Here is a 22,029-nt window from a genome sequence, read left to right as displayed (position 1 = left end):
GTCAGCTCCTGCGGTTGCCGCCGGTCAGGGCCTTGCCGGCCGGGATGCGGATCTCGTAGCCACCATCGAGGGCGGCGGTGCCGCCGGCGGGCAGGTCGAGCCGCCAGACCCGGGTGCCCGGGGCATGGTGCTCCGGCCCCGCTCCCTCCCCGGGTGCCGTCCAGTCGGCCCGTTCCTCGATCCGGACGTCCGGATCGGAGGTGACGGGCACCCGCTCGTGGACCTCGACGGTCACGGGCCTGGCGAGCCGGTTGGCCAGCTCCACGTGGACGCGGTGATCGAGCACGGTGGTGTTGTTGCGCATGCCTGAGGTCGACTCGTGCAGATTCGTACGGCGGGTGACCCGGATGCCCTCGGCCGGCCCGAGCCCCACCCGGCGGACACCGCCGGGGGCGAGCGTGGGCAGGGCGGCGGTCAGGAGGAAGTCGTCGTCGACGGTGACCTCTACCGGCCCGGCCAGCAGCGCTTGGTCGGTGGCGTTGGAGAGCACCAACGTCGCGTACACGGTCTGCTCCACGGACGGCACGCAAAGGTACTCGGTGCGCAGACCGACCGGTATCTCGGCGACGGTGACGGTGTGCCAGGTGCCGTCCGACGGGATGTCGGCGCGGGCGGTGGCGTCGAAGCGGTGGTCGAAGGAACCCGCCGACTCCCGGGGTCGCACGGCGTGTCCGGGCAGCGGCAGAGCGGCCACGGCTTCGGCACGGCGGCGGTACTCGGCCGCGACCGGGTCGAAGGGAGAGCCGGGAAACAGCCGGCCTCTGCGACCTCCCTGCTCGTCGGGGCCGCAGAGGACGAGTGAGGCGTAATCCAGTTCGGCACCGCTCGGCCTCGGTGGACCGGCCGCCGGCGCCGGTGCCGATGCCGGTGGCGGCGCAGCACGGCCAGGAGCCGCAGGTGCCATGGCGACGGGGGCCGCGAAGGCCCTGGCCCCGGGATGCGGTCCGCGGCCCGGTCGCGCCTGGACCGGCTGCGCGAAGTCGGGCGTCCCGCCGCCGAAGACCTCCGGGGAGGCGCCGTCCGCGCTGCCGGGCACCGGGAACGCGGCGGGCGGCCCACCGTAGCCCTGCGGTGCCGGTGGCGGTGCCGGTGCCGGTGGCGGTGGCGGTGGCGGAACGGGGCCTGCGCCTGCGACAGCCACGGGCGCGGCGGTGGTGACAGGGCGAGGGCCTGCCACGTCGTACCCTGCGAAGAGGTCGGCGAGCCCCGCCGGTGGCTCGCGCCAGCCAGAGGGCGTGTGGGCGGGCTGACTCCGTCCGATCCGGAGCGAACGGAGTCTCGGCAGGTCGGTGCCGCGCCGCAGGTCGGCGGTGGCCAGGCCGATGCGTACGCCGGTCCAGTCCTCGCCGGTGCGCTGGGCGACCGAGGCGCGCAGCAACAGACGCCCACTGCCGTCGCCCTGACGGTGGATGAGGCGGTAGGCCGGCACCCAGACGGTGCCCGGCACCCCGTACGCCAGCTCCACCTCGACGTCACCGGTGCCGTCGAAGGTCAGGACCGCGCAGACCGTGGTCCGCACATGCGCCGAGGGTGCGTCGGTGGAAGCGCGGGCGAGTCTGTCCGTGGCGACGGTGAACTCGTGCTCGACGTTGCGCAGTGCCTCCTCCAGCTCGACGAGGCGGGTGTGCAGTCCGGTCAGCCGCTCGTCGACGAAGTCGGCGAGCTTCAGCCACGCGTCGACCGGGGTGCGGCGGTGCGGGTCCTCGCGCCTGCGGGTCGGCGGGACCGGGCGCAGAGCCCTGACCTCCTCGATCAGGCTGACCTGCCGGTCCCGGCGCCCTTGCGCCGCCGCGCACTCGTCTCGCAGCCGCTCGACCTCGCGCCGCAACTCGTCCGGCGTGCCGGTGCCGAGCGGCTCGGCCTCGACCTCCACCCGGGCCCCGGTGACGCGTACCCCGGGGGCGCGCAGGACGCGGGCCCGCAGTGAGCCCGGGTCCAGCGAGCGGGGCAGTCCCGTCACCCGCACCCGGCCGTCCGACGGCACGCTGCCCCGGGTCAGGCGGCGGCAGATGGCGCCCTCCGCGTACACCACGACCGAATCGAGGGACGACCCCCACCTCTGTGTTGTCCCGACCGTCATGTGCTCCGCCCCCGCCGCGTCCGTGCCGAGCGAAGCCTAGCCCGAGCGGTTCCCCCAACTCATAGGACCCCCATGCCCTTCCCCGCCGCGGGGACACCAGCGGAGCCGGTTGCTCACGGCTTCGACCGCCTCGACGGTGGCTGCCTCCACCTCGGCGTCCTCCAGCTCACCCGGTACGGCCCCGGAGCGGAGGCGGTCATCGCGCTTGCCCCGCGGCCACGGCGCTGACGACTGCCGACTCGGCTGCCGTCCGGCCGGTCGCCGAAGCCGGATACGACCCCTGTCCGTCGGTGGCGCAAACACGTCGGTCTACGTCCGGCTGCCTCGACCAACATCATCTGACGTTGATTCACTTGCGTCACAGGAGCCTCGCGGGCCGGTCGGCCCGTCACGGGCTCCTTCTTGATGCAGGCACCCCTAAGGAAGGGACCAGGATGTCGCAGCCGGAGCAGCCCGACCACTCAGCGGCCCGGGCACAGCTCAGTCTCGGGATCGCCGCCGCGCGGAACCTGGCGACCACCACGAAGACCGTGCCGCAGATGCAGGGCATCAGCTCACGGTGGCTGGTGCGGATGCTGCCCTGGGTGGAGGCGAAGGGCGGCACGTACCGGGTCAACCGGCGGCTGGTGTACGAGGTCGGTGACGGCCGGATGACGTTCGTCCAGAGGGGGCCGCGGTCAAGGTCGTCCCCGCCGAACTGGGCGAACTGCCGCTGCTGCGCGGCTTCGACGACGAGGCGGTGCTGCGGTCCCTGGCCGAGCGGTGCGAGCAGCGGGAGTACGAACCCGGCCAGGTGATGGCCAGGCAGGGCCGGGCCGTCGACCACGTCTTCCTGATCGCGCACGGCAAGGTCGAGAAGCTCGTGCCCGGCCAGTACGGTGAGGAGACCCGGCGTGGCGTGCTGGCCGACGGCGGGTTCTTCGGCGGGCAGCTGGTCGCCGAGGAACCGGGCACGTGGGAGTTCACGGCCCGCGCGTTGACGGCGTGCACGGTGCTGGCGCTCCCCAGGGTCGCGTACGAGGAGGTGGCGGCCCGGAACGAGGGGCTGCGGGCCCATGTCCGGCGGTGCCGGGCCGAACAGGCACGGCCGCGGAACAAGAAGGGTGAGGCGGCCATCGACCTGGCCTCCGGTCACACCGGCGAGCCGGTGCTGCCGGGCACGTTCGTCGACTACGAACTCCGGCCCCGCGAGTACGAGCTGAGCGTCGCGCAGACGATCCTCCGGGTGCACAGCCGGGTCGCGGACCTCTACAACGACCCGATGGACCAGGTCGAGCAGCAACTGCGGCTGACCATCGAGGCCCTGCGCGAGCGCCAGGAGTCGGAGCTGGTCAACAACCCCGAGTTCGGGCTGCTGCACAACGCCGACTACAGCCAGCGCATCTCCACCCACTCCGGCCCGCCCACCCCTGACGACATGGACGAGCTGCTCAGCATGCGCCGCGGGACGAAGGTGTTCTTCGCCCACCCGCGGGCGATCTCCGCCTTCGGCCGTGAGTGCAACAAGCGGGGGCTCGCGTTCGACACCGCCGAGGTCGGCGGACACCCGGTGCCGGCCTGGCGCGGCGTGCCCATCCTTCCCTGCGGCAAGATCCCGGTCTCCGAGCAGGGCACCTCCGCGATCCTCGCGATGCGGCTGGGCGAGGGCGAGCAGGGCGTCGTCGGCCTGCGGCAGACCGGGATCCCGGACGAGTACGAGCCGGGCCTGAACGTCCGGTTCATGGGCATCAACGAACAGGCGATCATCTCCTACCTGGTCAGCACCTACTACTCGGCGGCCGTGCTCGTGCCCGACGCGCTCGGCGTTCTGGAGAACGTCGAGGTCTTCGGCACTCCGTCGTAAGGGGGAATCCGTGTCACTGCTGTCCCGGATCACCGCGCCCTCGGCCCGCCACGACGTGGCGCGGATCGTTGCCGCGCTGCTCGCCGAGCACCCGGGTGTCCGCCCGGAGGGACCGGCGAAGCGTTTCGCCCTGCCGACCGGGCCGACGGGGCTGGGCACGTCCGCCGCCCGGATCACCGCCAGGCGCAAGGACGTCGAGAGCACCGGGGTACCCGAGCTGTACTGCCCGCCCGCGCTCCGCGACGACCCGGCGCTCGCCGAAGAGGTCAACGTCCGCCTGCTGGCGTGGGCCGAGGAGATCGGCCTCTATGCCGGCCGCCTCGACCGCGTCCGCGCCGCGGACTTCGGGCGACTGATGATGCTGGCGCACCCCGACACCGACGACCCGGACCGGCTGCTGGCGGCCGGCAAGTGCGCCCTGGCCGAGTGGGCCACGGACGACTACTACTGCGACGACGAGACGATGGGATCCGCGCCTGCGCTGCTCGGCGCGCACCTCGGCATCGCCTACGCCGCCATCGACCCCGCCCACCCTCCGCTCCGCTACGTCCCCGCCGTCGAGCAGGCCATGCGGGACGACCCGGTGCGGACGGCCCTGCGCTCCGCCTTCGCGCACATGGCCCGGTACGCGGACCGGTCCCAACTGGCCCGGCTGCGCCACGAGGTCGCGGTGCTGTTCGTGGGCTACGGGCAGGAGGGGTCCTGGCGCTCCCAGGGCCGGATGCCCGCCGTCTGGGAGTACCTGGCACACCGTCAGATCAACAGTTTCGTCCCGTGCGTCGCGATGACCGACATGGTGGGCGGCTACGTACTGCCCGCCGCCGAGTACGCCGATCCGGGCGTCCGCCGCGCCGTGACCATGGCGTCCACGGCCGCCACACTCGTGAACGACCTGTACTCGATGGCGAAGGAACACCACTCGGACAGCGTGGAGTTCAACCTGCCGACCGTGATCGCCGCAGAGGAGCGCTGTACGCCGCGCGAGGCGATCGAGCGGAGCGCGGCGATCCACGACGAGCTGGTCCGCACCTTCGAGACGGAGGCGGCGGCCCTGGCCCTGACCGGCTCACCCCAGTTGCGCCGCTTCCTCGCGGGGGTGTGGGCCTGGCTGGGCGGCAACCGCGCGTGGCACAGCGGCAGCCGGCGCTACACCTCCTCCACCTCCACCGCTTCCTGACTTCCGCACACCGCAAGGAGCCCCACTCTCATGACCACCACCCCCGCCCCCGTCCTGCGCACCGCGTACCAGAAGTCCGTGGCGGACTACTGGAACGCCGAGAAGGACCCGGTCAACCTGCGCCTGGGCGACGTCGACGGCCTCTACCACCACCACTACGGGATCGGCGACTACGACCCCTCCGTCCTGGACGGACCCGAGGACACCCGCGACGAGCGCGTCATCGCCGAACTCCATCGACTGGAGTCGGCCCAGGCCGACGTCCTGCTCGACCACCTCGGCCCCGTCGCCCCGGGCCACCGTCTGCTCGACGCCGGCTGCGGCCGTGGCGGCACCAGCATCATGGCCAACGCCCGCTTCGGCTGCCAGGTCGACGGCGTCTCCATCTCCGAGGCCCAGGTCGACTTCGCGGACGCCGAGGCCCGCAGGCGGAGTGTGGACGACAAGGTCCGCTACCACTTCCGCAACATGCTGGACACCGGCCTGCCGACCGGCGCGTTCCAGGGCATCTGGAACAACGAATCCACCATGTACGTGGACCTGTTCGACCTCTTCGCCGAGCACGCCCGCCAGCTGGCCTTCGGCGGCCGCTACGTCGTCATCACGGGCTGCTACAACGACGTGACGGGCGGCCGCTCCAAGGCCGTCAGCCGCATCGACGAGCACTACACCTGCAACATCCACCCGCGCAGCGCCTACTTCAAGGCCATGGCCGCCCATGGCCTCGTCCCCATGAACGTCGTCGACCTCACGGACGCGACCATCCCCTACTGGGAGCTGCGCGCCAAGTCCTCGCTGGCCACGGGCGTCGAGGAGCCGTTCCTGACGGCGTACAAGGAGGGCAGCTTCCACTACCTGCTGATCGCGGCGGACCGAGTCTGAGTCCTCGGCTCTCCCTTTCAGGCCACCGGCCGTGCCTTTCGTCCAGGAACGCGCGGCCGGGGCCTGGTCCCGCCCGCCTCGCCGCCGTCCGTTTCGTGCACCCCGACTTGCCGACGCTTTGACGATCCGTTCCATGGCCGTTCAACCAGGCGTCCGTGCCTGTGTCGTGTGCCGTCCCTAAGGTCCCCGAAGGCTGGGAAAGAAGGGACTCATGGACACACGCCTCGCAGTCCGGGCTCGCGGGATCACCAAGTGTTTCGGCGACGTCGTCGCGCTCGACGGCGTCGATCTGGATGTGGCGCAGGGACAGATCCACGGCTTGGTCGGACCGAACGGCGCCGGCAAGACGACCTTGCTCGGCCTCCTGCTGGGCCTGGCCGTCGCCGACAGCGGCCGCCTGGAGATCCTGGGTACGCCGGTCCGGCGGGCGCTCGCCGCACCCGACGGAGTCGCCGGCTTCGTGGACGGGCCCGGTCTCTACCCCTCGCTCACCGCCAGGCAGAACCTTGCCGCGCTGGCCGCTCTCCGCGGCCGCGACGCGCGGACAGCGGGGGTCGACGACGTGCTCGAGCAGGTCGGGCTCACCGATGTCGCCGACGACCAGGCCCGCGGGTTCTCTCTCGGCATGCGGCAGCGGCTCGGGCTCGCCGCGGCCCTGCTCACCAAGCCCCGGTTGCTCGTGCTGGACGAACCGTCCAACGGCCTCGACCCGGCAGGCAAGAAGCACGTACACGGCGTCCTCACCCGGCTCGCGGCGGACGGCACCGGTGTCGTGCTCTCCAGCCACCGCATGGACGACCTCCAGGCACTGTGCTCCGAAGTCACCATCGTCGCCACCGGACGGGTCGTCTTCTCCGGGCCGCTGAGCAAGCTGGCCGCCGAGAACCGTGAACTCGACTACCGGCTGCTCACCTCCGACCCGCAGGCCGCCCGGCGGCTGGCAGGCGACGCGGCCGGCATCCGGATCGTCGACGACGCCGGGACACGGCACGACGCCGAGGCGCTCGTCGTGCGCGCGCTGGTGCCCGCCCTGGACGAACTCGTGGTGCAACTCGTCCACGCGGGCATCGCGTTGCGTGAGCTCGCCCCCGTGGTGTCGCCGCTCGAAGCCGCGTTCCTCGCCCTCACCGAGCCGAAGGAGGCCGGCCGATGACCGCGACCGCAGCGGACGGCAACGTTGCCACCGCCCGCCCCGTCTCTGTTCCGCGCGGCTACCGCTTCGAGCTGGTCAAGCTGGTCTCGCAATGGCGGATCCGGCTGCTGGTCCTCGCCTGCTGGATCGCGCCGGGCCTCTTCGTCGCCGCTGTGAGCCGGCAGAGCACGCTGCCCGTCGACACCCTCTTCGGGCGCTGGATGCATGCCACGGGATGGGCCGGACCGCTGGTGATGCTCGGTTTCGCGGGCACCTGGGCACTCCCGCTGCTGACCTCGGTGGTCGCCGGAGACATCTTCGCCTCCGAGGACCGGCTCGGCACCTGGCGCCACTTGCTCGTGGCGGTCCGGTCGCCCAGGCGGATCTTCGCGGCGAAGGCGCTGGCCAGCCTCACCGCTCTCCTGCTGCTCGTGGTCGGGCTGGCCTGTTCCAGTGTGGTCGGCGGTCTCCTGGCAGTCGGAAACCAGCCACTGGTCGGCCTCGACGGTCATCTGCTGACCTCGGCGGACGCGGCGGGCAAGGTTCTGCTCGCCTGGGTCTGCGTCCTCGCCCCGACCCTGGCCCTCGCCGCGATCGGACTGCTCGGCTCCGTCGCACTGGGGCGTTCCCCGATGGGACTGCTGCTGCCCGCGGTCGTCGCCCTCGGAATGCAGCTCGCCCAGATGCTGCCGCTCCCCGCCGCCGTACGACTCGGCCTGCCCAGCTACGCCTTCATCGCCTGGAACGGCCTGTTCACCGGCCCGGCACAGCTCCGCCCGCTCGTCATCGGCGTCGTGGTCAGTCTGGTGTGGGCGGTGATCGCGACGGTGCTGGCCTACGCGCTTTTCATGCGGCGCGACTTCACCAACGCCACCTACGACGGCTCGGGGCGCCGCGCGGTCACCGCCGGAGTCCTGCCGCTGGCCGGGGTGGTCGCGGTGACCGTCGCGGTCGTCGCCGCGACGACCGGGGCCACGGGCTCCGGGATCGAGCAGGACAAAGTGCAGCGCTCGCTCGCCACGGCGTTCGCCCACCTCTATCGCATGCAGACGAAGCAGCTCAACCGCCCCGACGTCACCGAAGCGCAGTTGAAGACCACGGCGACGTGCGACAAGGGCAGCATCAGGGTCGCCGCCGAAGGACCGGGCAACGACTGGCGCTGCGTCGTCTCCTGGCATCTCCCCGGCGTCGAGGCCGCGGGCACGGCCATCTACCAACTCGACGTCACCCCGGACGGGCGGTTCATGGCCGACGGCGACGGACCGAAGGAAGTGAACGGCTACTTCCTGGTCCGGACGCCGACCGGCGACGCACCGAACCCACTTTGGCAGTTCGACGGCAACGTCGAACTTCTCCGCACGGCGAAGGAGTGACTCCATGCAGGTAACCCGCAACCGCAGAAACCTCGAGACGGACTTCCTCGGTAGACGATTCGGCCGCCGGACCACCCTCACGGCAGCCGCCACCGCGGTCGTCCTCGCCGTCACAGCCGGCATCGGTTACGCCCAGACACGTCAGTTCGGCACCGATCAGGTGGGTCAGACCACCGACCGGGGCCAGGTCATCTCCAGCGACCAGTACATCGCCCCGTACGGCGACCGCCTCGTCATCAACAACGGCAAGATCATGTCGTCCTCCGTCAGCCCGGACGGCACCCACCTCGCGGCCTCGGTCACCGACGGCGGGAGCGCACTGGCCATCGTCGACGTGCAGAACTGGAAGGTGCAGCAGGTCGTCGGCACCGCCGCGACCTCGGTCCCGCGCATCAGCAGCAACAGCGTGGGACAGGAAGGCCCCACGTACTCGCCCGACGGCACACAGCTGTGGCTGGGCCAGACCGACGGCTACACCAGGTTCACGGTGAACCCGGACGGCACCGTCACCGACCCGACGTCGATCAAGATCACGGCGGACGGGACCAAGCACGCCCTGGTCGGCCAGGCGGTTTTCTCGTCCGACGGCTCCACCGTGTACTCCGCCGTCAACGGCCAGAACCGGGTGGTCGCCATCGACGCGGCGACCGGCGCCGTCAAGCAGAGCTGGGCCGTGGGCAACGCTCCGCGTGACATGGTCCAGGTCGGCGGCAAGCTCTACGTCAGCAACGAGGGCGGGCGTCCGGCGAAGCCCGGCGACACCACCATGAACTCGTACGGCACTCAAGTTCCGGCCAACCCGAAGACCGGTGCCACCACCACCGGCACGGTCAGCGTCATCGACCTGGCGAACCCCGGGGCCGCCCCGTCGAGCATCGACGTCGGTCTGCACGCGACCTCCCTGTACGCCAAGGGCAAGGCGCTGTTCGTCACCAACACCGCCACCAACGACGTGTCGGTCATCGACACCGGCAAGGACAAGGTCGTACAGACCATCGACACCCGGCCGTGGCCGGAGGCGTCGGTGGGCTACGAGCCCGACGCGGTGACGCTCACCGACGACGGCCGCCTGCTGGTGACACTCGGCCGGGCCAACGCGGTCGCCGTCTACCGGTACAAGAGCCCGCAGGAGCCGGTCAGTTACGTCGGCCTGCTCCCGACGGACTACTTCCCCGCGGAGATCACCACCGTCGGCAAGCAGGTGCTGGTCTCCAACACCCGCGGCATCGACGCCCGCCGTCCCACCAGCAGCGCCGGGCACGGAACCCACGACACCACGTCGAGCGTGCAGCGGTTCACGCTGCCGGACGACAGCGTCATCAGGTCCCAGACGGCCAAGGTCTTCAGGCAGAACGGCTGGACCCCGGGCTCGGTCAAGCTGGCCAAGGGCGGGAGTTACGCCAGGCCGGTCCCGGTCCCGCGCCGGCTCGGCGACCCCTCGACGATCAAGCACGTCTTCCTGATCGTCAAGGAGAACCGGACCTACGACCAGGTCTTCGGCGACATGGCGAAGGGCAACGGCGACTCCTCGGTGACACAGTTCGGCGAGAACGTGACGCCGAACCAGCACGCGCTGGCCGACCAGTTCGGGCTCTACGACAACACCTACGACATCGGCACGAACTCCGCCGAGGGCCACAACTGGCTGATGCAGGCCGACGACCCGGAGTACACCGAGTCCTCGGCCGGAGAGTACGCGCGCAGCTACGACACCGAGGACGACGCCCTCGGTCACCAGAAGTCCGGCTTCCTCTGGACCGGTGCGCAGGCGGCGGGCAAGTCCGTGCGGGACTTCGGCGAGTTCCAGTCGATCGAGAGCAAGCCGTCCGACGCGTCCTGGCAGAACCTGTACTGCGACGCCAAGAACATGTCCGCGACCGGGCAGAACACCGCCTACCCCATACAGACGGGCTCGGCGATCCCGTCGCTCAACGACGTGTCGGCGCCGGGCTTCCCGATGTTCGACACCAGTGTCCCGGACATCTACAAGTACGAGATCTGGAAGCAGGACTTCGAGAAGAACGGTCCGGCGAACCTGAACATGTTCTGGCTCTCCAACGACCACACCGGTGGTCCGGCGAGTCCGGCGGCTCAGGTCGCGGACAACGACCTCGCGGTCGGCAGGATGGTCGACGAGATCTCGCACAGCAAGTACTGGAAGGACTCGGCGATCTTCGTCGTCGAGGACGACTCCCAGGCAGGCCTCGACCACGTCGACGGACACCGCGCCCCGATCCAGATCATCAGCCCCTGGGCCCAGCACGGCACCGTCGACAGCCACTACTACTCGCAGATCACCATGATCCGCACCATCGAGCAGATCCTCGGGATCCACCCGATGAACCAGAAGGACAGCGCGGCCAGCCCGATGGCCGGGGCGTTCACCGGGAAGCCGGACGACACGCCGTTCACGGCGCTGCCCAACCGGACCTCGCTGACCGACGGTCTGAAGACCCCGCCTTCCTGCGGTGTGGACACCCCCGCGGCGCAGGACCCCAAGGCCGCGGCCGTGCCGGCGTCGAAGGTGCCGTCGGCCATGCGGCAGCTCGCGGCGAAGTGGGAGGACTGGAAGGCCAAGCAGCGGCTGACCGGGCCGCACGCCGTGCCCGACTACGCGAACCCCGCGCAGATGAACCACCTCACGTGGTACCAGACGCACAACTGGGCCAGGCCCTACCCCGGCGAGAGCAGGATCTACGCGCCGGGCGACGTGCCGGGCGCCTACATCCCGTCGTCGGAGTCCGACGGCTGACGCAGGCTGATCACCTCAAGGGCCCCCGGTCGGCGTCACCGCCGGCCAGGGGCTCCTTCCGTCCCTTGTGCGCCGGACACGGGAGCGGGACGTTCGCCCGGCCGCCATGCGGTCCTCGACCGAGCGGGTGCCTTCCGGCGTGCCGGACGGTGGCCTGCCGCGAGCGGCCGCGGACGCCTCCTAGCCTCGGCGGCATGCTGGGGCTTCCTGCTCATGTCCGTGCCTGTCTGTTCGACCTCGACGGTGTCCTCACCCAGACGGCGAAGGTGCACGCGGCCGCCTGGAAGGAGATGTTCGACGGCTATCTCAGCGAGCGCGCAACACGTGAGGGGACCGAGTTCGTGCCCTTCGACGCGGTGGACGACTACGACGAGTACGTGGACGGGCGGCCCCGTGAGGACGGCGTGCGCACCTTCCTCACCGCACGTGGAGTGCACCTGCCCGAGGGAACGCCGGACGACCCGCCGCAGGCGGACACGGTGAACGGACTGGGCAACCGCAAGAACAACCTGGTGCTGCGGCGGATCCGCGAGGAGGGGGTGGAACCCTACGAGGGCTCGGTCCGCTTCGTCCACGCGGCGCGGGAGGCCGGCCTGCGCTGCGCGGTGGTGTCGTCGAGCGCGAACTGCCGGGACGTCCTGGCAGCGGCCGGCATCGAGGACCTGTTCGAGGAGCGGATCGACGGAGTGGTGGTGCGCGAGCGCCGTCTGCGCGGCAAGCCCGCCCCGGACACCTATCTGGAGGCGGCTCGCGGGCTCGGAACGGATCCGGGCGAGGCCGCGGTGTTCGAAGACGCCCTGGCCGGCGTCGAGGCCGGGCGGGCGGGACGGTTCGGCGTGGTCGTGGGCGTCGACAGAGTGGGCCAGGCGGACCAGCTGCGGGCGCACGGGGCGGACGTCGTGGTCCGCGACCTGGCCGAACTTCTGGAGTCGCGGTGATCACCCATCCCAGCTTCACGGTCGAGCCGTGGTGCCTGCGCGAGACCGAGCTGAACCTGGACGTGCTCGCCCAGAGCGAATCGGTGTTCGCGCTGTCCAACGGGCACATCGGGTGGCGCGGCAACCTCGACGAGGGCGAACCCCACGGACTGCCCGGCGCCTACCTCAACGGCGTCCACGAGCGGCATCCGCTGCCCTATGCGGAAGCGGGCTACGGATATCCCGAGTCCGGCCAGACGATGATCAATATCACCGACGGCAAGGTCATCCGGCTGCTGGTCGACGACCACCCGTGCGATCTGCGCTACGGCCAGCTGCTGGCGCACGAGCGGGTTCTGGACTTCCAGTCCGGTGTGCTCAGCCGCACGGTGCGCTGGACATCACCCGGCGGCCGCACGGTCCGGATCACCTCACAGCGGCTCGTGTCCTTCGCCCAACGCGCGGTGGCCGCGATCGTGTACGAGGTCGAGGCGATCGACGGACCGACCACGGTGGCCGTGCAGTCCGAGCTGGTGGCCAACGAACAACTGCCCGGCCTTGGGGGCGACCCGCGCGTTGCCGCGGCCATCGAGTCCCCCCTGAGTGCCGAGGAGCACTTCGCACAGGACACCCGCCTGCGGCTCGTGCATTGCACCACCCGCAGCGCACTGCGGGTGGCAGCAGCGGCCGACCATCTCGTCGAGGGGCCCGAGAGCACTCGCTGGACGGCGCAGAGCGAGCCCGACGTCAGCCGTCTCACGGTGACCGCGGACCTGGTGCCCGGGCGGCCGCTGCGGCTCTTCAAGTTCGTGGCCTACGGCTGGTCGGGGGAGCGTTCGCTACCGGCCGTGCACGATCAGGTGGACGGAGCCGTGGCCGCCGCGGTCAGCACGGGCTGGGACGGGCTGGTCGCCGCGCAACGAGCCTACCTGGACCGCTTCTGGGCGTGCGCGGACGTCGAGGTCGAAGGCGACGCGCAGATCCAGCAGGCGGTGCGGTTCGCCCTCTTCCACGTGCTCCAGGCCGCGGCCCGCGGCGAGAACCGGGCCATTCCCGCGAAAGGCCTGACCGGAACCGGGTACGACGGGCACTCCTTCTGGGACACCGAGTCTTACGTGCTGCGGGTCCTGACGTTCACCGCGCCGGAGGCCGTCGCGTCGGCACTGAGATGGCGGCACCGGATGCTGCCGGCGGCCCGGGAACGTGCGAGCCAGCTGGGCCTGTCGGGAGCGGCGTTCCCCTGGCGGACGATCGACGGTGCCGAGAGTTCCGGCTACTGGCCGGCGGGCACGGCCGCCTTCCACATCAACGCCGACATCGCCATGGCCGTCGACCGGTACGTCATGATGACCGGGGACGAGGACTTCGAGCGCCGTGAGGGGCTCGACCTCCTCGTGGACACCGCCCGGCTGTGGCGCTCCCTCGGACACCACGACGCGGACGGCGTCTTCCACATCGACGGGGTCACCGGACCCGACGAGTACAGTGCCCTGGCCCGCGACAACCTGTACACCAACCTGCTGGCCCGCGAGAACCTGATGGCCGCGGCGGATGTGGCCACGCGCCATCCGGACCGGGCCGCCGAACTCGATGTCGACGACGAGGAGACCGCGGCGTGGCGGGACGCTGCGGCTCGCATGGCGGTGCCGTACAACGAGTCTCTCGGCGTGCACGAACAGTCCGCAGGGTTCACGAGTTTCCAGCGCTGGGACTTCGAGGCGACCCCGCCCGAGAACTACCCACTGCTGTTGCATTACCCCTACTTCGACCTGTATCGCAAGCAGGTGGTGAAGCAGGCCGATCTGGTGCTGGCGATGATGGAGTGCCCGCACCTCTTCTCCGACGAGCAGAAGGCGCGCAATTTCGCCTACTACGACGCGCTCACCGTCCGCGACTCCTCCCTGTCGGCGTGCTGCCAGGCGGTGCTCGCCGCCGAGACCGGACACCTACGGCTGGCCTACGCCTACCTCGGCGAGGCCGCGCTGATGGACCTCGACGATCTGGAGCACAACACCCGTGACGGGCTGCACATCGCCTCCCTCGCCGGCACGTGGATCGCCCTGGTCACGGGATTCGGCGGCATGCGCCGGCACATCAGCGAGGACGGAAAGTCCGAACTGCCGGCGTTCACACCGCGCCTGCCGGAAGCGCTGTCCAGGGTGGCGTTCACGGTGCTGGTACGCGGACGCAGGCTGAAGGTGGACATCGGCCCGTCCCATGCGCGCTATCGACTGGTGGAAGGTGAACCGCTGGTCGTGCTGCATCACGGGGAACCGATGACCGTGACCACCGACGCTCCGGTCGACCGGCCGATGCCCCCCGTGCCCGTGCGCCCCGAGACGCAGCAGCCGCCGGGCCGCCGTCCGGTGGGCCCGCTCGCCGGGGAAGAGCACCAGGCGGAGACACAGGACTAGCGGAAGTTGTCGCCGTCGTCGGCTTGGCGGCCGGTTCGGACGCTGATCGGCAGTCGATCGGACCGCAGGCTACGGTGGTTCGGCACCAAGGCGGAACTGTTCGTCCTCGCCACCGCTGTCCCGGAGGTCGACGAAGGCTTAGCGCAAGAACGGGATCGCGACGCTGTCGTCGCCCAGCGATGTCGACCACTCGGCGAACTCCGGTCGCCCGGCTGGAGCACCGATCATGATCGCGGCAAGGCGCTGGTCGTGGCGGACGGGCGATTCGGGTGCCGTAAGCCCAAGATCCAGCGTTGCACTCCGTCGCCCGCGATGCGCGAGGATCCGGTCGGGCTCGGCGAGGCCGCGCGACCACTGGCGCCGAGCGTGGTGGGACGTGCCGGTGTTGTCGAGGCGCTCCAGGCAGCCGGCGTGGCCGGGCTCGCACGCGCGGCGGGGCCGGCTCCCGTGGCTTGCGCCATCGGGAACCGGCCCCGCCGTCGTCAGTGCCTGCCTGGTCTCACTGACCGAAGGCGTAGGCGAACAGGTGGTCGGTGCCTGTCGAGCCCGTCACCGGCAGGGTGATCGATGCCACCTGCTTGGACGCGTCGAGCGGGACCTTGGTGGCGAAGACGTAGGTCTTCACGCCGTCCCGGCCGCCGCTCCCGGTGTTTCGGTAGCCCGTGGTGACGGCCGTGGTGTCACCCGCGATCGGCTTGCTGGAACCGGCGTTGAGCGTCCAGTCCGAGAAGCCCACCGTGGCCTTGGAGGTTGTGCCGTCGGTGTAGGTGACGGTCACCGTGCCCGAGACCCCGCTGCCGTCGGTCGGTGCGTTGGCCGCCGTGCCCAGCAGGCCCAGCGACGCACCCGACGTACCGGCCGGCATCGGGAGGGTCTGGCCGGCCATCTCCAGGTTGTCCAAGTGACCGGACGTCACCGTGGGCCAGGTGTAGGTGATGCCGTCGACCGTGACGGTGGAACCGCTCGTGACGCCGGCCGCCGACAGCGCGTTCTGTGAGAATGCCCAGCCGCCGCCGTCGAAGCCGCCCGAGAATTTCGTGCCATCGGGGTAGATGCCTTCGTTGGTGTCGTACGGCCACAGCTCGCCGGCCTTGGCCACGGCCACGCGTAGGGCCGCCCCGTTCAGTGCTGCCCCGGTGCCGTGGTCGGTCAGCGCGAAGGCGACCGGGTACGTTCCTTCGTTCGCGCCCGCTGTCACATGGACCTTCGCCTCGGCGCTGCCCGAGGCGGGCACCTTCACCGAGCCGGACGCGGGGTCCAGCGTGACGCCGGGGGGCGCTGTCGCCTTCCAGTCCACGGTGACGTCCTTGCCGGCGAGGTTGGTGAGGTCGAGCGTGCCGTCGCCGGACGCGCCCGGCTGGAGCACCAGGCCGTCGCTCGAGGGGCCGGTGGCGGCCAGGACGCGGTCGCCGCCCGTGGTGTCCGACGGCGGCACCGCCGACGGATCGGAGGCCCAGGACTTGTTCGGCCGGGTGCCGAGGGTGAAGTCGATGGTGCCCGCGCCCTTGAACTGCTGGTACGTCAGCCAGGAGGTCTTCCACTCCTTGCCCTTGACGTCCAGGGACTGCACGTACGGGGCATCAGGTGCCGCCTGCGGCGCGTTGATCTGCACCCTCTTGCCGCCTGCGAAGGTCACCGCGGCCACCGGGAACGCCGGGCTGCCGAGCGCCAGGGTGTCCGTACCCGGGGTCTCGGGGTACATGCCCAGCTCGGACCAGACGTACCAGGAACTCATCGCGCCGAGGTCGTCGTTGCCGAACGAGCCGACCGGAGCGTTGAAGTACAGCTTCTGCTGGGCCTCGCGGACGGCCTGCTGAGTCTTCCACGGTCGGCCCGTGTAGTCGTACTCCCAGGGGATCTCCACGCTGGGCTCGTTGCTCAGGTCGGCGTTGGTGTTGCCGGGGTTCGTGATGTTGCCGAGCAGGCTGTCCAGGTAGGACGAGTACGCCTCGGCACCGCCACGCGCTTGGATGAGCTGCTTCAGGTTGAACGGGACCATCGGTGTGTACTGGGCCGACGTGCCCTCCACGAAGCCGTTGGAGGTACCCGGGGTGAAACCGCCCGCGAACTGGCCGTCCTTGTTCTTCGCCTGCATGTAGCCGGTCTGCGGGTTGAAGACGTTCATCCAGTCCTGGGCACGGGTGGCGAACTTCTCGTAGACGGCCGTCCTGCCCAGCGACTTCGCGAAGGCGGCGAGGGCGTAGTCGGCGGAGTCGTACTCCAGCTGCGTGGAGACGGGGCCGTAGAAGTTGCAGCAGCTGTAGTCGTTCTCGTCCACCGGGAGATAGCCCTTGGTGTCCCGCACCGACTCACCGGGGCGGTCGTTGTTCGCGGCGGTGGCCTCGTGCTGCAGGGCGGCGAGCGCCTTGTCCGTGTCGAAGCTCCGGGCACCGAAGGCGTACGCGTCGGCGATGATGCCGGCGGCCGGGTCACCGACCATGACGTAGCTCTCGCCGTTGTTCGAGGCCCACTTGGGCAGCAGGCCCGTCTGGTCGTAGCCGTTGAGCATCGAGGTGACGACGTCGCTGGTGACCTTGGGCTCGGCCATCGCCATCAGCTGGGTCTGGGAGCGGTAGGTGTCCCAGCCCGAGTAGTTGGCGTACTGGGCCTGCTGGCCCTTGGCCAGCTCGTGGATCTGGTTGTCCATGCCCATGTACTGGCCGTTGTCGTCCGAGAAGACGTTCGGGTGCAGCAACGCGTGATAGAGCGCGGTGTAGAACTGCACCTGCTGGTCCGAAGAGCCGCCACCGATCTGGATCTTGTTCAGCACCGTGTTCCAGGCGTCGTGGTTCGCCTGCTCGACGGCGCCGAAGTTCCAGTTCTTGATCTCGGTGGCGAGGTTGTCCGCCGCGTTGGTGTCACTGGTGTAGGAGATGCCGACCTTTGCTTTCACCGTCGGGTTGGACGAGGTGTCGAACGTCAGGTACATGCCGTTGGCACCCGTCGTGGGGGGCTCGGCGGTCTTGCCCGCGGTTGACGTCCGGGGCGCTGTGCCGGCGCCAGGGGCCGGCGACGGCGTGCCGGAGGATCTGTCGGCGCTCGCGTGCACGGTCGGGGACGGGGCCGCGGGAACGGTGAAGTGCTTTTCCTTCAGCGGCTTCGACGGGTGCGTCTGCAGGTTCTGCCGGGCCTTGCCGGCTTTCAGCGACGTCGCGCCGCGGTTGATGGTGCTGCCCACCCAGGTGCCGCTGGTGGTGAACGGCTGGTCGAACTTGATGTCGAAGTGCAGGGTGTACCGGTTCTTCGCGCCGCAGAAGTGACCGCTGTCGATCGAGCCGCTGATCTCCTTCTTGTTCACCACTTGGACGCGGGTGCCGTCCACTTGGGTGGCGCCGCCGCTGAGCTTGAACAGCAGGTTCGCCTGCCGGCCCGCGGGGAAGGCGAAGGTGCCCAGACCGGCGCGCGTGGTGTCGGTCAGCTGGGTCGTGACCCCGCCCGCGTCGGTGACCTTGTAGGACCCGACGCCGGTCTGCTCGTCGTCGTGGCTGAAGCCGACGGACGCGTTGCCGAGGTTCCCCGACAGCGCGCCGGTCACCGGCAGGACGGGCAGGTCGCCCGCGACGCCGCAGCCGGGTCCCGAGACATGGGTGAGGCTGAAGCCCGACAGTTGGTTGTCCTTGTACTCGTAGCCGCCGCCGGAGGGGCGGTGGGGCGTCGTGTCGGGACCCCACTGCACCATGCCGGCCGGCATGTCGGGGCCGGGGAAGGTGTCCACCTCTCCGGAGGTACCGATGAGAGGGTTCACGAGGGACGCGGGGTCTTTCACCAACGCCGGTGCTGCGGCGCTCGCGGCATGGGCGTCCCCGATCGCCGGGAGCGGAAGTGCCGTGATGCCCAGGACGGAGATCACGGCCAGGCGTTGGCGGAGTCTCTTGCGGTTACGTGGCTCAGCTGAACGTCGGGGTCGGACCATCGGTTGCCTCCGCAGCGGTTCGTGCTTCGCACAGGTGCTGACGTGCCGAAGGAAGGGGACGTCAGTGGCAGGCAACGCTGCTGATCGCCTCGGACGGTCTGACAACGTTGCCATGCACGAGTGTCGAGTGAAACGTGTGGGCTCAGGACATGTCAACGAGCGCAACAGCAGTTTCTGAGCGCGAAGTTCGCAACCGATGCTTTCGGCACCACCACGCCGCCGCGGCCGGTCGGGGATCTGGGACTCTCGGCTGATTCGGGGTCAACCCTGGCCGGACGTCTCGCGGGCCCCGCCGTCGAGGACCAGGCCCCGCTCCGCTCGACCGGACCACCCGGGAGTCGGGCCGGGTCGCGGACCCCTCTGCGGAGCACTCCGTCCGCACCGCCGCCGTAGCTGTGCAACACCAGCGAAGACGAGGGCGAGCGGCCGGTCCCGCCCGTCGCGCCCGGGGCGACGTAGGGTGCCGGCCGCACGGGGAAGCGGCTTCCCACTCTCACCCGGTAGCACGGTCAACGGGCGGACCGGACACCACCATTGAGGCGCTGCGCACAGCGCCGGTCCACCACGTCGGCAACATGTGGGACTCGTGAGTTCTCGACGGCGCACGCACGACTTCCTTGTCGGCAACGCCTCATGCATCGCAAACGCAACCGGTATCGAAACGAAGCAAGTTCCTGATCCGCACCGGCAGCAGCCACCGGACCACGCCGGCTTCGACGTACTGGATGCCGCACTGTCTTCCACGAACCCACCGGCACCCTCCTGGTGGGCGACGCCCTCTTCGACCGAGGCAGGTCGGCCCCGGGCCCTGACGCCTTGGCCGCGGACCCGGACCTGCGTCCGGCAAGTCTGAAGCGCCTGCCGCGTCACAGATGATTCCGGTCGTACCAAGGAGACGGCCCGTCGACCCGGGCGAACCGACGCGGTTGGTCCGTCCCGTGTCGGTTCACCGGGTTGTCGCCGACCGTGAGGGTGACGCGGGGATCGGTGCCGAGGCCGGCGCAGGCTTTGGGGAAGAGCCGCGGGCCGGGCGAGGCCGCTGTGGAAACGATCCTCACCAGCAGTGGTTGACCGGTCGGGGTGCAGGTCCTCGGTTCTTCCGTCCACAACCACTGACCGGCACACATGCCGAGGGCCGCGCGTCGAGGCGCCGGGTCCCAGGGCGGACTACAGCTACGACACGGGGCCGCTTGCGTAGCCCGCCTCCGCGGACGTGGTCATTCGGCCGCGGCCAGCAGCCGGGCCTCGCTCTCCTCGTACAGTCGCCGGTTCTCGCGGCTGTCGGCGGGGCGGCGCCGGTGGTCCCAGCGGCTGCCCAGCCACCCCACCAGGTAGCCGAACGGGACGGAGACCAGTCCGGTGGACTGCATGGGGAACAGGTCGAAGTCGGCGTTCGGGAAGACCGCGGACGGCGTGCCCGAAACGGCCTTGGAGAGTGCCATGAGCACGAGCGCGCAGGCCGCGCCGCCGTAGAGGGTGGCGAGCAGGCCTGTGCGCGTGAATCCACGCCAGAACAGGGAGTAGGTGAGCGCGGGTGCCACCGCCGACGCCCCTATGCAGATGGCCAGAGTGGTGAGCACGGCGACGTCCCAGTTCTGGACCAGGGTGGAGAGCCCGATGGCAACGGTTCCCACGGCCACACTCGTCCACGCCGCCACCGTCATCTCCGTGCGTGGCCGGGCCTGGCCCCGGCGCGCAGCGTGGGCGAACAGGTCGTGGGCGAGCGACGAGGCCGCGGCCAGGGTCATTCCCGCGACCGACGACAACAGGGTGATGAACACCATGCCCGCCACGGCCGAGTAGAGAATCGTCGAGCCCACGGAGTCGGAGGCTCCGCCGAGCACCTGCGACAGCATGAGCACCGAGGTCCTGCCGTGCGGGTCGGCCGCGGTGATGTACCGCGATCCCACCAGCGCGGCCGCGCCCGTACCCATGATGATCACGAGCAGGCAGAACGTGGTGACCGTGCCGACCGCCCACGACATCGAGCGACGCACGGCCGGCACGTCCTGCGCGGAGTACAGACGCATCGTGATGTGGGGCAGGCAGGCGACGCCGAGGACCACGGTGACCTGGAGACCGGCGAAGTCCAGCCGGTCCATGGCCGAGGTACCCAACTGAAGGCCCTGCTGCAGGAAGGCGGGGCCCGTGCCGCTGCCGTGCTGGGCCGCCCTGAGGACGTCTCCGGGACTCCAGTCGAAGCGGTTCAGTACCAGAGCGGCGACGACGAGGCTGGTGCCGAGCAGCAGCACGATCTTGATCATCTGGATGAGCGCGGTGCCTCGCATACCGCCGAGTGCCGCGTAAATGATCATTAGGCTGCCGACGATGACGATGCACGCCGTCCTGGCACCCGCCACGTGCGGGATGTCGAGGATGAAGGTGAGCAGCGACCCGGCCCCGGAGAGCTGGACGACCAGGAAGGGCAGGGTCGCCGAAAGCGTCACCACGCAGGCGGCGACCCGCACGGCCCGCCCGGGCATGTTGCGGGCCAGGACGTCTCCCATGGTGAACCTGCCGGCGTTGCGCAGGGGTTCGGCCAGCAGGAACATCAGCAGCACCAGGGACAGGGCCGTGCTGACCGCGAGAACATAGCCGTCGTACCCGGCGAGCGCGATGATGCCCGTGGTGCTCAGCACCGTGGCCGCGGAGATGTAGTCGCCCGCGATCGCCAGGCCGTTCTTGAACGGGGTGAGCGAGCGGTAGCCGGTGTAGAAGTTCGTCAGGTCGTCGCGGTCCGGTCCCGCCATCACGCACATCAGCAGGGTGACGGTGACCAGCGTGGTGAACAGAATCAGGACGGTGGCCTGCGTCCCGGAGCCGAAGTCGTTCATCGCGCCGTCCCCGCGTTCCGGCCGGTGGCGACCGCCCGTTCTCTGACGGTGCGGGCCAGCGGATCCACTGAGCGCTGTGCGCTGCGTCCGTACCAGAAGACCGCCGCGAAGGTGACGACGAGCTGGAGGACCCCCAGGGCCATTCCCAGGCTCAGCTCTCCGGCGACCTTGGCCCCCATCAGGCCGGGCGCATAGCAGGACAGCACGACATACACCACGAAGGAGCCGAGCGCGGCGAGCGTGGAGATCCGGCGGAGCAGGCGGTAGGCCGAGCGCAGGGCGGCGAGGTCGCCACCGTGCCGATCGGTCTCGGGCGCGTACGGTTCGTGCCGGAGTGCCTGCCCGTACGGGTCGTACGAAGAGGCGTCGTATCCGTACGAGCTGTCCTGCGGGACGTAGTGTCCGTACGACTCCTGCCAGGGATCCCGCTGGTGTGACGTGCCCCGAGGGGCATGGGCATAGGGCTCGGCCCGCGGCTGCGGCCAACCCGGCGGTGCTGGTGGCGGGTGCGGGTACCGGTTGTCGTCGGGGTGTGTCATCGCAGGGCCTTCCGGTGCGGCTCGGACGCGTGGGAGGTGGGCGGTGAAGCTCGGATGTGGCCGCGCACGATACCGACTGGTTGGAATGGCGGTCAGCCTGCGGAGTGTCACGTTTCGAGTTCGATGCGGCATCCGGTCGACAGTGATCGCTCGACGATCGACGCCCCCCGGAC

The 22,029-nt window shown here is 70.3% G+C and carries 11 protein-coding genes and 1 pseudogene; 8 read left to right on the top strand and 4 right to left on the bottom strand.

The window, feature by feature from the left end; translation table 11 throughout:
- Nucleotide 1: 1 nt before the first annotated feature.
- A complete protein-coding gene (locus tag AVL59_RS29245) occupies nt 2–2,080 on the bottom strand; it encodes a DUF4139 domain-containing protein (protein WP_067310289.1) in 2,079 nt (692 codons plus the stop codon).
- A gap of 434 nt (nt 2,081–2,514) precedes the next feature.
- Between AVL59_RS29245 and AVL59_RS29240 the strand changes: the two are divergent.
- From AVL59_RS29240 to AVL59_RS29205, 8 genes and pseudogenes are all read left to right on the top strand, one after another.
- Nucleotides 2,515–3,923, top strand: a pseudogene (locus tag AVL59_RS29240) (family 2B encapsulin nanocompartment shell protein).
- Between the two features lie 10 nt (nt 3,924–3,933).
- Nucleotides 3,934–5,100 (top strand): family 2 encapsulin nanocompartment cargo protein terpene cyclase, encoded by a 1,167-nt coding sequence (locus AVL59_RS29235; RefSeq protein ID WP_067310286.1) that lies wholly within the window; start codon nt 3,934–3,936, stop codon nt 5,098–5,100.
- A gap of 30 nt (nt 5,101–5,130) precedes the next feature.
- Nucleotides 5,131–5,982, top strand: a complete 852-nt coding sequence (locus AVL59_RS29230) for a geranyl diphosphate 2-C-methyltransferase (RefSeq protein WP_067310283.1) — start codon at nt 5,131–5,133, stop codon at nt 5,980–5,982.
- A gap of 211 nt (nt 5,983–6,193) precedes the next feature.
- Nucleotides 6,194–7,135, top strand: a complete 942-nt coding sequence (locus AVL59_RS29225) for an ABC transporter ATP-binding protein (RefSeq protein WP_067310280.1) — start codon at nt 6,194–6,196, stop codon at nt 7,133–7,135.
- On the top strand, nt 7,132–8,487 hold the full coding sequence (locus AVL59_RS29220; RefSeq protein WP_067310277.1) for an ABC transporter permease: 1,356 nt from the start codon (nt 7,132–7,134) through the stop codon (nt 8,485–8,487). The genes AVL59_RS29225 and AVL59_RS29220 overlap by 4 nt, the downstream gene beginning before the upstream one ends.
- 4 nt (nt 8,488–8,491) lie before the next feature.
- On the top strand, nt 8,492–11,239 hold the full coding sequence (locus AVL59_RS29215; RefSeq protein WP_067310272.1) for a bifunctional YncE family protein/alkaline phosphatase family protein: 2,748 nt from the start codon (nt 8,492–8,494) through the stop codon (nt 11,237–11,239).
- Nucleotides 11,240–11,433: 194 nt separating this feature from the next.
- The gene (locus tag AVL59_RS29210; protein ID WP_067310270.1) at nt 11,434–12,177 is read left to right on the top strand and encodes an HAD family hydrolase; all 744 of its coding nucleotides are present in this window, start codon (nt 11,434–11,436) and stop codon (nt 12,175–12,177) included.
- The gene (locus AVL59_RS29205; RefSeq protein WP_067310267.1) at nt 12,174–14,570 is read left to right on the top strand and encodes a glycoside hydrolase family 65 protein; all 2,397 of its coding nucleotides are present in this window, start codon (nt 12,174–12,176) and stop codon (nt 14,568–14,570) included. The genes AVL59_RS29210 and AVL59_RS29205 overlap by 4 nt, the downstream gene beginning before the upstream one ends.
- Before the next feature lie 499 nt (nt 14,571–15,069).
- Here AVL59_RS29205 and AVL59_RS29200 read toward each other — a convergent pair whose 3' ends face one another.
- From AVL59_RS29200 to AVL59_RS29190, 3 genes are all read right to left on the bottom strand, one after another.
- Nucleotides 15,070–18,420 (bottom strand): GH92 family glycosyl hydrolase, encoded by a 3,351-nt coding sequence (locus AVL59_RS29200; protein WP_237281713.1) that lies wholly within the window; start codon nt 18,418–18,420, stop codon nt 15,070–15,072.
- Between the two features lie 1,280 nt (nt 18,421–19,700).
- Nucleotides 19,701–21,317 carry a sodium/solute symporter gene (locus tag AVL59_RS29195; protein WP_067310261.1) on the bottom strand — a complete coding sequence of 539 codons (1,617 nt, stop codon included), beginning with the start codon at nt 21,315–21,317 and terminating at the stop codon, nt 19,701–19,703.
- Nucleotides 21,314–21,856, bottom strand: coding sequence for a DUF485 domain-containing protein (locus AVL59_RS29190; protein ID WP_067310259.1), 543 nt, complete (start codon nt 21,854–21,856; stop codon nt 21,314–21,316). The genes AVL59_RS29195 and AVL59_RS29190 overlap by 4 nt, the downstream gene beginning before the upstream one ends.
- Nucleotides 21,857–22,029 lie beyond the last annotated feature (173 nt).

Source organism: Streptomyces griseochromogenes, assembly GCF_001542625.1.
Lineage (GTDB): Bacteria > Actinomycetota > Actinomycetes > Streptomycetales > Streptomycetaceae > Streptomyces > Streptomyces griseochromogenes.
The sequence above is the reverse complement of the archived record's forward strand: the minus strand, read 5'-3'. Positions and strand labels throughout refer to the sequence as shown.

Bases quoted from the DNA above. Each gene is read 5' to 3' on its own strand.
- AVL59_RS29195 (WP_067310261.1), bottom strand. From the start codon at position 21,317: ATGAACGACTTCGGCTCCGGGACGCAGGCCACCGTCCTGATTCTGTTC.
- AVL59_RS29220 (WP_067310277.1), top strand. From the start codon at position 7,132: ATGACCGCGACCGCAGCGGACGGCAACGTTGCCACCGCCCGCCCCGTC.
- AVL59_RS29210 (WP_067310270.1), top strand. From the start codon at position 11,434: ATGCTGGGGCTTCCTGCTCATGTCCGTGCCTGTCTGTTCGACCTCGAC.
- AVL59_RS29245 (WP_067310289.1), bottom strand. From the start codon at position 2,080: ATGACGGTCGGGACAACACAGAGGTGGGGGTCGTCCCTCGATTCGGTC.
- AVL59_RS29190 (WP_067310259.1), bottom strand. From the start codon at position 21,856: ATGACACACCCCGACGACAACCGGTACCCGCACCCGCCACCAGCACCG.
- AVL59_RS29215 (WP_067310272.1), top strand. From the start codon at position 8,492: ATGCAGGTAACCCGCAACCGCAGAAACCTCGAGACGGACTTCCTCGGT.
- AVL59_RS29225 (WP_067310280.1), top strand. From the start codon at position 6,194: ATGGACACACGCCTCGCAGTCCGGGCTCGCGGGATCACCAAGTGTTTC.
- AVL59_RS29230 (WP_067310283.1), top strand. From the start codon at position 5,131: ATGACCACCACCCCCGCCCCCGTCCTGCGCACCGCGTACCAGAAGTCC.